Source organism: Kosakonia sp., assembly GCF_032052965.1.
GTDB lineage: Bacteria > Pseudomonadota > Gammaproteobacteria > Enterobacterales > Enterobacteriaceae > Kosakonia.
Genome location: NZ_DAMBVN010000008.1, coordinates 16,833 through 30,550, shown reverse-complemented (window position 1 = coordinate 30,550; position 13,718 = coordinate 16,833). Strand labels below are relative to the sequence as shown.

Genomic DNA, 13,718 nt, shown 5'->3' with positions numbered 1-13,718 from the left:
GCAGCGCTCATCCGGTCTGGATCCTTCCAGGCCGGATTGCCATCCGGCCTGTTTTCAGCCCGGCAGATCAGGGCTCGCCGTACAAACCAATTAATCTGCGCACGACACCATTCGTCCAGCCGAAACCATCCTGCAACGGATATTCACCCCCGCCCCCTTCGCGTGGCGTGCTGCTGGCAATGTGGTACTTCTCAATCAGTTTGTGATGATGCTGATAGTAGTGGTTCACGGTTTGTAACCAGCTGCGGGCGATTTCATCCCCCAGCGCATCGTTGCCATACAGTTTGAACCCCTGGATCGCCATCCATTGCAACGGCGCCCAGCCGTTAGGCTTATCCCACTGTTCACTGGTTTCATATTCGGTCGCCAGAATACCGCCAGGCGTCAGCAAACGCGCCGTCACGGCTTCTGCCAGTCTGTCTGCCTGTTCGTGAGTCGCCATGCCCACGTACAGCGGCACAATACTGGCGGCAGAAAACAGCGCCATCTGTTCACGACGCCAGTCATAATCGCGGTAACAACCGTTTTCTTCATCCCACAGGTAGCGGTTCACCGCGGCCCGGCGATCGCTGGCTTTCTGGCGGAACAACGTTTCGCGTTCGCGGTCGCCTTTCAGACCAGAAATATTGGCAATAGCGCTTTCCAGTTTGAACAGGAAGGCGTTCAAATCAATCGGGATAAACTGCGTCGTGCGAATACTTGCCAGACGTTGCGCGTCCCGCAGCCAGCGTGAAGAGTAATCCCAGCCGGACGCCGCGCCAGCACGCAAATCGCGATAAACCTCATTCGGCGGACGCCCTGAATGGCGCGCGGTTTCTACGTCTTCTATCCAGGATTCATCACGCGGGGTATCGCGGTCATCCCAGTAACGGTTGAGCAATGAACCGTCTGGCATGCGCACCACGTGGCGATAAGCCTGGTTGAGCACCAGCGACTCTGCGCCATCCATCCAGAATGCATATTCCATCAACAAATGGTCCAGGTAGCGGCGTGCGCCACGCACACCGTCCTCTTCGAACAGTTCGACCATCAGCGCAAACACTGGCGGCTGCGAACGGCTCAGGTAATAGGTACGGTTACCATTCGGAATGTGGCCGTAACGCTCAATCATCCACGCGAAGTTATCGGCCATACAGCGCAGGAGATCGTCACGCCCGCTTTCTGCCAGCCCCAGCATGGTGAAATAGGAGTCCCAGTAGTAGGTCTCCCGGAAGCGCCCGCCCGGCACAATGTAGGCCTGTGGCAGCGCCAGCAGGGATGACCAGGGAATATGATCCTGTGGTTCACGGGTCAATACCGGCCACAACTGGTCGATATGCTCTTTCAACGAATTTTCTGGGTTCGACACATACGCTTTTGCATAGTTTTCTGGCATCCAGAAATGACGCACCACAAACTGGCGCAGGTCAAACTCGGGTTTACGTTTGATTTTGCGATAACGAATCAGGATATCGAGCGGATCCATTTTCGGCGCGCAGTCAGGGAAGGTTTTACTATCGGAAAAGATACGCGATGACTGCACGTGTTCAAACAGCTCAAGATAACGATCGGCAGGGGTCAGCGCATCGGATGCGGGCAACCCTTCAATCATTTCCGGCTCCGGCTCCGCCTCGATCATTTCATCCAGTTTTAATTCGCATGGATCGGTTTCGTAGAAGACTTCCTGGTCAATGGCGAACCCGACTGATTCTGCGCTTTGTAATTTCTGGTTGAACATAACGATTCTGGCCTCCGGATGTCGTCGTAAAAAATACGGGTGTTTCCCGGCTATCTATTAAGCGTAGACATTCGCTTCGATCTTGGCGTGACAAAGTGTGCGCTCGATCACGTTTCATTGCCGGGTACAAAACCGAAGAAACGCACTAATTTGCTGATTTAAAAAATATAACTGGCATAACAAGACGGCCAGCGCAGCGGCGAAATTCGGAGCATTCGTTTTGCAACGATTTGTGAATAATCCCCCCGCTCTATTTTACCGCAGGGTAGAGTAGGGCAAACACCCGTTACGCACAGAGGAAAAGGCTTGGAACTCGCTACTATTACGTTAGAGCAATGTCTGGATATCCGCCATGCGGTACTGTGGCCGCAACGTGAGCGCGAGGCCTCACGCGTGGAGGGGGATGAACAGGCCAGCCATTATGGGGTCATTGCGCAGCAGGAAATCGTCAGCTGTTTATCCGTGTTTTTACGGGGCGATCGCCACTGCCAAATTCGAAAATTCGCCACGCTACAGCATAAGCAACAACAGGGATTTGGCCATTTTCTTTTCCAGTCGGTGCTGGAAAAACTCGCGCAGGAAGGAATAGCGTCAGTTCAACTGAATGCCAGAGCCAGTGCAGTATCGTTTTATACCCGGTTTGGTTTTATCGCAGAAAGCGCGCCGTTCCATCAACATGGTATGGCGTATATACGTATGGGACGAAAGTTGTGAAACACCCGGCAACAGCTGTCGCCGGGTAAAGGATCAACGCGGGATTTGCTGCGTAATGCAGTGGATATTACCGCCGCCGAGTAAAATCTCGCGCGCCGGTACGCCAGTGATGACGAAATCCGGGTACATCTCTGCAAACAACGCCTGCGCGGTCGCGTCGGTGGCCGGATCCAGCAGAGGGAAAATAATCTGCTGATTGCTGACCAGATAGTTGACGTAGGAGCCCGCCAGGCGGTTGCCTTCGTTACGCTCAATCGCCGTGCCTTTCGCTACGCCGTCGGCCTCTTCCGCACTGGCGAACAGCGCTGGTGGAGAGGGGACTTTCCACACTTTCAGCGTGCGGCCCTGCGCATCCTTCACCTGCTCCAGAACCTCAAGTGCGGCAACGGAACGGGCGTACTGTGGATCGTTGCGATCGTCTGTCCAGTGCAGCGCAACTTCACCCGGGCGCACAAAGCAGCACATATTGTCGATGTGACCGTCGGTTTCATCATTGAAAACGCCATCCGGCAGCCAGATGATTTGCGAGACACCAAGGTAGTCGCGCAACTGTTGTTCGATCTCCGCCTTGCTCAAATTCGGGTTGCGGTTTGGGTTAAGCAGACATTCTGCTGTGGTCAGCAGGGTGCCTTCGCCATCAACATGAATGGAGCCGCCTTCCAGAATCAGATCCGTGTGATAGCACGGCATTTGGTGGTAATGCGCCACCTGAGCCGCCACCTGCTGATCGCGATCCCAGCTTGCGTACAGACCGCCATTCAGACCGCCCCAGGCGTTAAATGTCCAACTGATGCCACGCTGTTCACCGGCGGCATTCAGCACTACTGTTGGCCCGGTGTCGCGCATCCAGGCATCATCGCTTTCCATTTCCACCAGGGTGACGTCCGCCGGCATGGTGGCGCGCGCTTTGGCCATCTCTGCAGCAGGCACGCCCATGATAACCGGCGTATTGCGTGAAATCGCCTGAGCCACTTTCGCAAAAGCCTGTTGCGCGGGCGCCGCGCCTGCACGCCAGTTATCGGTACGGTAGGGCCAAATCATCCACACGGCCTGATGCGGCGCCCATTCTGCAGGCATTGCGAACCCGTCTTTTACGGGCGTGGTCAGTTGTGACATGACTCAGCTCCTTACGCTGCCGTCAGAGGTGGCAAGCGTGGTGTACATGTTCGGACGACGGTCACGGAACAGACCCCAGGATGCACGTTGTGCGGCAATAGCATCCAGATCAAAGGTGTGCACCAGCACCGCTTCGTCCGTTTTGTTGGCTTGCTCGACCAGTGCGCCGGTCTGATCGGCAATGAACGACGAGCCGTAGAAGGTCATTTCCAGGCCTTCAACATATTTACTGGCTTCGGTACCGATACGGTTGGATGCAATCACCGGAATGACGTTGGCGGCCGCGTGACCCTGCTGAACACGGGTCCAGTGCGGCTGGCTGTCGATATCCGGGTATGCCGGTTCAGAACCAATTGCCGTAGGGTAGAAAATCACCTCAGCACCCATCAGTGCCAGTGAACGTGCTGTTTCCGGGAACCACTGATCCCAGCAGATACCAACGCCCACTTTCGCGTAGCGGGTGTTCCACACTTTGAAGCCGGTATCGCCAGGCACAAAGAACTGTTTTTCCTGGTAGGCCGGGCCATTCGGGATGTGGGTTTTACGGTAGGTGTCCAGCACGCTACCGTCGGCGTCTATCATCACCAGCGAGTTGTAGTAGGCGTTGTTGCTCTTTTCAAACAGGCTCAGCGGCAGCACCACTTCCAGCTCTTTGGCCAGTGCAGAGAAATGCTTGATCAGCGGGCTGGTAGCCACTTCCTGCGCCAGAGCGTAGTGTTCCGGGCTCTGATCGATGCAGAAGTAAGGTGCAGCAAACAGCTCCTGAATCAGGATGATCTGTGCGCCTTTGCTGTGGGCTTCACGTACCAGACGCTCTGCGTTTTGTACGTTTTTTTCCAGATCCCAGCTACAGGCCATTTGGGTTGCGGCGACTGTGACATTTCTCATAAAAAAATCTCCCGTTGGACTCGGTTCAGGCAGTGCAAATTGTCAGCACCTATTTTGCTGCAAACTATAGCAACGAAAACCGTTATGCATAAAATGTATTGTTATCATAAAAACATGAACAGGATGCATAGTGGTGATCGACCTGAACTTGCTGCGGCTGGTGCCGATTCTGGCGAAAGAGAAGAACGTGACCCGTGCGGCGCAGAAAGCCAATCTCTCGCAGTCGGCATTCAGCCATGCGCTGAACCGCCTGCGTGAACAGTTGAACGATGAGATGTTCATTCGCACGCGCAACGGCATGGAGCCAACGCCGTATGCGGCGATGATGATCCCGGTGATTGAAAATGCACTTAGCAAGCTGGATAACGCCACACGCGGGCCGAGCCACTTCGACCCACTGCGCGACGCACACACCTTTTATATCGGCGCGGTGGATTACTTCGAGTTTATGTTCATGCCGGTGCTGACCGCGCGGTTTAAAACTATTGCGCCGAATGTGCGCCTGTCCGTGGATATTCTGTCTGAAACCATCAAAGTCGAAAGGGTGGAGAAAGGGCAACTGGATGCCTTTATCGGTGTGGATACGGTGCAGCACATTCCGCACTATTTTAATAAACACCGGCTGGTGTCGGATCATTTTGTGGCGATTGCGTCCATCGATCGTGACGACTTACCCGCGCAACTGACGATGAGGCACCTGGTCAGTGAACCTCAGATCCACTTACCAGCGGTGAGTTCCGGCGCAGATCACATCGACGGCTGGCTGCTCTCTCAGCACCTTTACCGCCCGCTGGCGACCGTGGTACAGAGCTATGCCGTTGGCGGGCGTGTGGCGGTGGCATCCGGTTATGTCATGTGTGTTCCGTTTCGTATTGCCCAGGAGCTGGCAAAGATGTTGCCGCTGCGCATTATGCAGTTGCCGGAGGGCGCTCCGTCGTATGATTTATTGTTGCTCACCCACCGGTTGTATGATTACCAGCCCGCGGTGCAGTGGCTGATTAACGAATTAAAAACCGCGCGCATTTAACGGCTGAAAGGTGGGGCTTATGCATAAATGACAACGCCTTTTAAACGAAAGAGCGCAGGCGAATAAAACCGGCGGGTGAGGCCGGTTTCTGGCAGTAAGCAAAGCTGATGATGTAGCACAACAACCCCGGAAGCGTTGCCTCCGGGGCCGCACTCAGTTGTGTTTATTGTTCAGTTCAAAACGGGGTGAAACCAGCCCATACAGCGTCCAGCCGAGGAAAGTCACAATTGAGCCGTAAAGCATGGCTTCTTCACCGGAGGAGTAAAGCGCATAGAAGCTGTACAGCGCGCCAATAAAGGCAACAATGTTCGCGGCTTTGGCTTTTGCCGGGTTTACGTTCGCCATTTTTTGAATGATCACCAGCGCCGCCATCGACAGAATATACGGGATGATGTTAGTCACCACCGCCAGATTGACCAGTACGTTAAACTGGCTGTTTAACGACGGACTGATCGTCATCAGCGATAACCCGCTCTGGATAATCACAATCGTCAGCATCCCCTGCACGGGCGCATCCACTTTTGTTACCCGTGAGAAGACTTTCGGGAAGTAACCTTCGTCAGCGGAGGATTTAAACACCTGCGCAATGGTGAACTGCCAGCCCAGCAGTGAACCGCAGCAGGACATGATCATCAGCGCCATAATCACTTTCCCGACTGCAGGGGTAAACATCTGCGCAAACGCCAGGCCAAACGGCGCAGTGGAGTTCGCCAGATCCATATTCGGCACAATCCCGGCAATCACGTTGGTGGAGACGATGTAAATCACCGCTGCACCCAGTGTGCCGCCCAGCACCGCAATCGGTACGTTGCGTTCGGGGTTTTCCACCACGTCCGCATTTGCGCAGGCCGACTCCAGTCCGAGGAAAGCCCACAAGGTCATGGCGATAGAGGAGCCGACAGCGCTGAAGAACGGCACGCTATGCGGATTCCAGGACGCGACATACAACGACGGGCTAAACCAGAACCAGCCAATAATGCACAGGCCAACCACCGGAATGATCACCCCCCACACGGTGATACTGCTGATCTGCCCGGTAATGCGCGCGCCGCCAAAGTTCGCCACGGTACAAATCCACAACACGCCGATGGTGGCGAGGCCAATTTGCACCGGCGACAAAACGGCGCCAAACAGCTCGGTGCCATACCCCACGGCAGAAATGGCGATGGCCACGTTAGCAATCAGCAACGACATGCCATAGGTGTAGTTCGCCATAAAGTTGCCGGATTTGCCGAACACATACTCCGCATAGCCGCCCATGCCGCCAGATTTCCTGCTGAACATGCCACACTTGGCAAAAGCCCATGCCAGCGCCATGGAACCGACAGCGGTCACCAGCCAGGAGATAATGGAAATGGTGCCGACTTCCGCCAGTTTGGTGGGCAGCATAATTATCCCGGAGCCCATCATATTGACCATCGTCAGAATGGTGAGCTGGATAACACCCATCTTATTGGATTTTGCCGTACTCATAATTTCTCTCCTTTCAGCAGGTTATGTTGCTGTTCCTGCTGCTTAATGACATAGCACCATACCTGTTTACGGCCATCATGTTCTTCGATGTACACACCCTGCAGCTCCGGCGCAAAACCCGGAAGCAGGTTGATCCCTTCTTCCAGCGCGCTGAAATAATGCAGTACCGAACCGCCCCAAATCTCGCCTGGGACGACACACAGCACCCCTGGCGGGTAAGGCAGCGCGCCTTCTGCCGCCACGCGGCCTTCCGCATTTGGCAGACGAACCAGCTCCACTTCGCCGCGCAGATAAGCGTAATTAGCGTCCTGAGGCGACATGCTGACGCGCGGGAAGTGCGATTTGCGGAACATCTCTTTCTGCAGCTGTTTTACGTTGTGGCGGGCGTAAAGATCGTGCATTTCCTGACATAGCTGACGCAGGCTGTAGCCGTCGTAACGCGCCTGGTGCTGGCGGTAGAGTGAAGGCAGGACGTCGGCAAGCGGCGCATCGGCTTCCAGCAATTTTTCGAACCGCACCAGCAGGGCAATAAGCTGCTGCAGCTTGGCCATATCTTCTGCCGGGGTCAGCAGAAACAGGATCGAGTTAAGGTCGCATTTTTCCGGTATTACGCCATTTTCACGCAGAAAGTTGGCAAGAATAGTGGCCGGAACGCCGAAGGCGTCATACTCCCCACTGCCCGCGTTAATGCCCGGCGTGGTTAGCAGTAGCTTGCACGGATCAACAAAGTACTGGTGTTCGGCATAGCCTTCAAAGGCGTGCCACCGTTCCCCTGGAACAAAATGGAAGAAGCGAAGATCGCTGGCGATCTCAGCAGTGTCATAGGATTGCCACGGTTTACCCTCGATGGTTTCCGGCACAAATGGACGGATATAACGGCAGTTATCGAGGATTAATTTGCGGGCATCAATGCCATTGATGACGCAGTCCATCCACATGTTGCGACCACTCACGCCCTCATGCATTTTGGCGTTGATATCCAGCGCGGCGAACAGCGGGTAAAAGGGGCTGGTGGAGGCGTGCATCATAAAGGCGTTGTTCATGCGCTTATGCGGCACATAACGGGGCTGCCCTTTGATATGGCGGTCTTTTTTATGGATTTGCGAGGTCTGGGAGAAACCCGCCTGCTGTTTGTGTACCGATTGGGTCACCAGAATGCCCGGATCGTTTTCGTTTAGATCCAGCAGCAATGGCGAGCAATCGGCCATCATCGGGATAAATTGCTCATAACCCACCCAGGCGGAGTCAAAGAGGATGTAGTCACACAGGTGGCCGATCTTGTCCACCACCTGGCGGGCGTTATAAATGGTGCCGTCGTAAGTCCCTAACTGGATCACCGCCAGGCGGAAGGGGCGTGCCTCTTTGGCCCGCTGTGGTGCAACGTCGTCAATAAGCTGGCGCAGATAGGCTTCTTCAAAACAATGGGCGTCGATGCCGCCGATAAAACCATACGGGTTGCGTGCGGTTTCCAGATAGACCGGTGTGGCACCTGCCTGCAAGAGTGCGCCGTGGTGGTTTGATTTGTGGTTGTTGCGGTCAAACAACACCAAATCCCCCGGCGTCAGCAAGGCGTTGAGCACCACTTTGTTGGACGATGACGTGCCATTCAGGACGAAGTAGGTTTTGTCGGCGTTGAACACGCTGGCCGCATGCTGCTGCGCAATGCATGGCGCGCCTTCATGGATCAACAAATCACCCATTGCTACGTCGGCATTGCACAGATCTGAGCGGAAAAGTGTTTCGCCAAAGTAATCAACAAACTGATTGCCTGCCGGATGGCGGCGAAAAAACTCACCGCCCTGGTGGCCAGGGCAGTCAAACGCGCTGTTGCCCTGGCTGACATAATCCACCAGCGCGCGAAAGAACGGCGGTCGCAGTTGAGTTTCATAGTGGTGAGCTGCAGTTTCCAACTGGCGACCGTAATAGTCGCTGCGGGTTTCGTTCAGCTCAAAGACGCCAGAGATCCGAGGCAGATGTTCCGCCGGAACGCGCTCTTCATCTTGTGTTGCGACAAAGACCGGGATGCCGTAGCCAGTGGCGTCGATTTCATCGAGTTTCCCTCGTTCAATATCATTGACGGATAACACAATGGCAGCAACGTCAATAAACTGACTTTCATCGACACTGACAATATTTCTCTGTGTGGAAAAACAATCATGACAGGAACGACTGATTGCAATTTTTAATTCAGACATTTTCAACTCTTTATTTTCAGGTAATAGCAGGTCCTCAATTTCTCAAATAAGAAATTGATATCTCCGGAGCGAATAAAATCATCCCACTGACAAATAAAAAGTCAGTAAGTCGATGTTATTCAGATGCAATAAACCCTAACCAGTCCGGTCACCAGTAATGCAGGGTTAGAGCGTGCGAGCACCGCGAGATACAGGCATTCAGCCTGTAATACAGAGGGTCAGAAAGACCTGTATGCTGGAGTGCCCGTAGTCAGATGACTACCGGGCATTAAAGAAGTGAAAGTCGAAGCTATTACGGTTGGCAAACATCATAATATGCGTGGTGCGCCTGATATGGGGCATTGCACGATTATTATTTTCCATTTTCATCACCTTTCCTGAGTAAATTAAAGGTGTGGGTATTTTATCCAGGAAATGGGCTTTTTGTGTGATAGCGATCAATAAAAAAGGATCATATTAGAAATAATTAGTCGCGTTTTATGCATATTGCGAGATAACGCACTGCATTGTTAATTTAATGTTATAGATGTTTCTTTTGATATTTGAGTTGATCATTAAATGTATTATTAAAATACGTTCTTTCGGGTGTTAAAATTTAAAAAAATAATATCGTTAATTAATTAAAAATAATGAATAACAATTCACTTTGCAGTGGCAAGACATTTTACGTGAGGTCGTTGAAGACGGCGACCGGGCGGCGCTAAGCAGGCGCTGCGTTCTCTCTTCATTGAGTACCGGGCAAAAAAAAGCTGACCGTGTTACGGCCAGCTTTTCTGCGTGGATACAGGCGGTTCAGGCATTAACGCATGGTCACAAACTCTTCGGCTGCGGTGGGGTGGATCGCAACCGTATTGTCAAAGTCTTTCTTGGTGGCACCCATCTTCAGCGCGACAGCAAAACCTTGCAGCATCTCATCCATACCGGATCCGATGCCATGAATACCGACGATACGCTCTTCCGGCCCGACGCACACCAGTTTCATGCGGCACGGCTGGCGATGGGTGGTGACGGCGGTGTACATCGCGGTAAACGATGATTTGTACACTTTTACCAGCTCGTCACCGTACTGTTCACGTGCTTGCGGCTCTGTTAAGCCAACTGTTCCAATCGGCGGGTGGCTGAACACCACCGTCGGGATATTGTTGTAATCCAGGTGCTCATCCGGTTTGTTATTAAACAGACGCTCAGAGAGACGACGGCCCGCTGCCACAGCAACCGGGGTCAGCTCTACCGCTCCCGTGTTATCGCCCACGGCGTAAATCCCCGGTACGCTGGTATTCTGGAACTTATCCACTTCGATATAGCCTTTATCATTGGTTTTCACGCCAGTGACGGCCAGGTTGAAATTATCCGTAGCCGGTTCGCGGCCAATCGCCCAAATCAGGCAGTCCACCGTTTGTGAACGGCCATCATCCAGCGTCAGGGTCAGGCTGCCGTCGGCGTTTTTCACTACCTCTTTCGGCACGGCATGGGTGTGCAGCGTCGGGCCTTCCGCCGCCATCACTTCCACCAGCGTTTCGGTGATCAGCGGGTCGAAGCTGCGCAGGGGCGCATGTTTACGGACGAACAGGTGCGTTTCAGCGCCAAGGCCATTAATTACGCCGGCCAGTTCAACGGCAATGTAGCCAGCGCCAACGACCGCAACGCGTTTTGGCAGCGCCGGTAATGCAAAGAAACCGTCGGAATCAATACCGTACTCTACGCCAGGAATATCCGGGTGGCTCGGGCGGCCGCCGGTGGCGATCAAAATGTGATCGGCAGTGATGGTTTCACCATTCACTTCAACGGTTCTGGCATCGACAAAGCGTGCGAACCCGCGGATGACATCGACATTGTTTTTACCCAGCACATTGTCGTACGAAGTGTGGATTCGGTCGATATAGGCGCTGCGGCTGGCGACCAGCTTGCCCCAGTCAAAGTGGTTTACCGTGGTGTCGAAACCGTAATCCGGGCCGTACAAATGGATGGCTTCGGCGATCTGCGCGGCGTGCCACATCACTTTCTTCGGGACACAACCCACGTTCACGCAGGTGCCGCCGAGCTCTTTCGCTTCGATCAGCGCGCATTTCTGACCGTACATCGCCGCACGGTTGATCGATGCGATACCGCCGCTGCCGCCGCCAATGGCGATATAGTCGTAATGTTTGCTCATGGTTGATTCCTTAATCCTGAACGAGGTCGAAAAGTGTCGCGATTGTAACGCGCAGCCCGAAAGGTTCCATCAATGGCTGCGATTACTCCGGTACCAATTGATGGACCAGTGTATGTCCGGTCCCTTCCGGCACCAATTTACTGTGCAACCACGGCAGCACGTTATTCATTTGTGCAGCCAGCTTCCACGGTGGGTTAATCACAATCATGCCGGAGGCAGTCATGCCGCGCTGATCGCTGTCCGGGCGCACGCCCAGTTCGATTTGCAGAATATTGCGGATGCCGGTGGCTTCCAGATCGCGCAACATGCGTTTGATCTGCTGGCGCAGCACGACCGGATACCACAGCGCATAGACGCCGGTGGCAAACCGTTTGTACCCCTCGTTAATTCCGCTGACGACGGCCTGGTAATCGGTTTTGATCTCATAAGGCGGGTCAATAAGGATCAGACCGCGGCGGGAAACCGGCGGCAGTTTGGCTTTTAACTGCTGATAACCGTCGGCACGGCTCACGCGCGTGCGGCTGTCTTTCTGAAACTCCTGGCGCAGCAGCGGGTAGTCGCTGGGGTGCAGTTCGGTCAGCAGCAGGCTGTCCTGCTCACGCAGCAGTTCACGCGCAATCAACGGCGAACCCGGGTAATAGCGCAGCTGTTCGCCGCGGTTAAAGTGGCGCACCGCACTCATATACGGCTCCAGTTCGGCAGGCAAATCATCCTGTTGCCAGATACGCGCAATCCCTTCCAGATATTCACCCGTGCGTTCAGCATGCTCGCCAGAGAGCTGGTAGCGTCCGGCGCCTGCATGGGTGTCGAGATAGAGAAACGGTTTCTCTTTTTCTTTCAGCGCTTCGATGATCAGGCTCTGAACGGTGTGTTTAAGGACGTCGGCATGGTTGCCCGCGTGGAAGCTATGGCGATAACTGAGCATGGATACTGGGATTCCGGAAAATAAACGAGGTTTGCCACAGTTTACCGCAGATTGCCCGCAATTACCGCAGGCGCGCCGCGCTTGTTTCAGGCCGTCGGAAAAGGTTTCAAAACATAACCGTGTCATGAAAGTGTCAAACCGACGCGCTAGCGTCGCACCAGGGCAAGGTAATGGTTTGAATAAAAGGAAAAAATATGAAAATCCGTCTTACGCTTTTAACGGCTGCGCTACTGCTTGCTCACCAGGCGATGGCGCAGGCAATCCCGCTGGAGCAAGCGCGTGATATCGCCAATTCCACCACTCCGGCAGCAGAGAGCCAGACCTATGTTGCACTGGAGGCTCAATCCCTGGCTGCACTACGGCAAGCGTTGCAGGGCAGTGCGTCTGCGCTGACACGCGCGCAACTGGAACACGCAACCCAGGATAAACAGGCTGATAAAGGCTGGTTGAAAGCGCGGGGTTATGACTTCCAGACCAAAGCCAACCAGCAAGCCGGTATTGACCTGCTTTCGGCGTTTAGCGCGCTACCGAAACCGACGCTGGACGCCAGCCTGCAAACTGTGGAGGCGATTAACCTCAACGCGACCAAAGGCTTACGTCGCCAGGCACTGGCGGATGCAGAAGGCATTAGCTACCTCTACTTTATTGCAGATGCTCTGGGGCCGAAGCTCGGGCAGGCATTTCTTACCGCTTATGATAAGGGCGAGTTAGGTAAAGCCGCCGCGTTGATCAAAGCCAGCGAAGTCAGCACCAGCACGGCAAAAAAACATTTCGACTATAAGCGCCCTTTCCTGATCCCTGGTAACACGATCCATCAAGTGCCGGATGATGTGGTGGTAAAAGATAACCAGCCTTATTCAGCCGAGGGTGGTGCGTTCCCGAGCGGCCACACTAATACCGGGTATACCGATGCGCTGCTCATGGCGGAGATGATCCCGGAGCGGTTTGATGCGCTGCTGGCGCGAGGTGCCCGCTACGGATACTCCCGCGTGGTGCTGGGCGTGCATTACCCGCTGGATGTCATAGGCTCGCGCATGGTAGCGCAACGCAACGTCGCGCATTACCTCAGCGATCCACAGTACCGCGCCCTGTTCAATGAAGCGCGTGACCAGCTGCGTGCGGCGCTGGAAAAAGAGTGTGGCATGACGCTTGAAGCCTGTGCGAAAACGGCAGGCAAAGACGATCCGTATCGTGATCCGGCGATGCGTGATTTCTACCGCTTCACCATGACCTACAACCTGCCGCAGCAGAAAGGGGCGCAAAAAGCGTTAAACGTTCCGCAAGGTGCAGAAGTCCTGCTGGAAGCGGCCCTACCGAACCTCTCCGCCGCCCAGCGCCGTGCATTGATGGTAAAAACGGCGCTGCCTGCGGGTTATCCCCTTGCCGGCACCACCGACGAGCAGAACTTCTGGCAGCGTCTGAACCTGCCAGCCGCTTACGATATGGCACATAAAGGCCATTAATTCAGCGAGTTTGTCCGCCCGGTGAGCGCAATGCTGCCGGGCGTTTTC

The 13,718-nt window shown here is 54.3% G+C and carries 11 protein-coding genes; 3 read left to right on the top strand and 8 right to left on the bottom strand.

Translation table 11 applies throughout. From position 1 onward, the window contains the following. Window positions 1-67 precede the first annotated feature (67 nt). Window positions 68-1,717, bottom strand: coding sequence for an alpha,alpha-trehalase (locus RTX30_RS11855; protein WP_312689978.1), 1,650 nt, complete (start codon window positions 1,715-1,717; stop codon window positions 68-70). A gap of 306 nt (window positions 1,718-2,023) precedes the next feature. Between RTX30_RS11855 and RTX30_RS11850 the strand changes: the two genes are divergently transcribed. After that, entirely contained in the window at window positions 2,024-2,431 is a 408-nt protein-coding gene (locus RTX30_RS11850; RefSeq protein WP_312689976.1) for a GNAT family N-acetyltransferase, read from the top strand. 33 nt (window positions 2,432-2,464) lie between these two features. Here RTX30_RS11850 and aguA read toward each other — a convergent pair whose 3' ends face one another. Both aguA and aguB read right to left on the bottom strand, forming a co-directional pair. Continuing rightward, complete coding sequence (aguA, locus tag RTX30_RS11845; RefSeq protein WP_312689974.1) at window positions 2,465-3,547, bottom strand: agmatine deiminase; 1,083 nt, start codon at window positions 3,545-3,547, stop codon at window positions 2,465-2,467. Between the two features lie 3 nt (window positions 3,548-3,550). Then, entirely contained in the window at window positions 3,551-4,435 is an 885-nt protein-coding gene (gene aguB, locus RTX30_RS11840) for an N-carbamoylputrescine amidase (protein WP_312689972.1), read from the bottom strand. A 133-nt stretch (window positions 4,436-4,568) separates the two neighbouring features. Between aguB and RTX30_RS11835 the strand changes: the two genes are divergently transcribed. Beyond that, a complete protein-coding gene (locus RTX30_RS11835; protein ID WP_312689970.1) occupies window positions 4,569-5,462 on the top strand; it encodes a LysR family transcriptional regulator in 894 nt (297 codons plus the stop codon). 153 nt (window positions 5,463-5,615) lie between these two features. Here RTX30_RS11835 and potE read toward each other — a convergent pair whose 3' ends face one another. From potE to RTX30_RS11810, 5 genes are all read right to left on the bottom strand, one after another. Continuing rightward, window positions 5,616-6,935 (bottom strand): putrescine-ornithine antiporter, encoded by a 1,320-nt coding sequence (gene potE / locus RTX30_RS11830; protein ID WP_312689968.1) that lies wholly within the window; start codon window positions 6,933-6,935, stop codon window positions 5,616-5,618. Continuing rightward, window positions 6,932-9,130: an ornithine decarboxylase SpeF gene (gene speF / locus RTX30_RS11825; RefSeq protein WP_312689966.1), complete on the bottom strand. Its 2,199-nt coding sequence runs from the start codon at window positions 9,128-9,130 to the stop codon at window positions 6,932-6,934. Before speF ends, potE begins: the two co-directional genes overlap by 4 nt. Before the next feature lie 258 nt (window positions 9,131-9,388). Then, window positions 9,389-9,493, bottom strand: a complete 105-nt coding sequence (speFL, locus tag RTX30_RS11820; RefSeq protein WP_263100815.1) for a leader peptide SpeFL — start codon at window positions 9,491-9,493, stop codon at window positions 9,389-9,391. 436 nt (window positions 9,494-9,929) lie between these two features. After that, the gene (gorA, locus tag RTX30_RS11815) at window positions 9,930-11,282 is read right to left on the bottom strand and encodes a glutathione-disulfide reductase (RefSeq protein ID WP_312689962.1); all 1,353 of its coding nucleotides are present in this window, start codon (window positions 11,280-11,282) and stop codon (window positions 9,930-9,932) included. 82 nt (window positions 11,283-11,364) lie between these two features. Next, window positions 11,365-12,207, bottom strand: a complete 843-nt coding sequence (locus tag RTX30_RS11810) for a 23S rRNA (adenine(2030)-N(6))-methyltransferase RlmJ (protein WP_312689961.1) — start codon at window positions 12,205-12,207, stop codon at window positions 11,365-11,367. A gap of 194 nt (window positions 12,208-12,401) precedes the next feature. Here RTX30_RS11810 and RTX30_RS11805 point away from each other — a divergent pair, with 194 nt between their 5' ends. After that, the gene (locus RTX30_RS11805; protein ID WP_312689959.1) at window positions 12,402-13,670 is read left to right on the top strand and encodes a phosphatase PAP2 family protein; all 1,269 of its coding nucleotides are present in this window, start codon (window positions 12,402-12,404) and stop codon (window positions 13,668-13,670) included. Window positions 13,671-13,718: the final 48 nt, after the last annotated feature.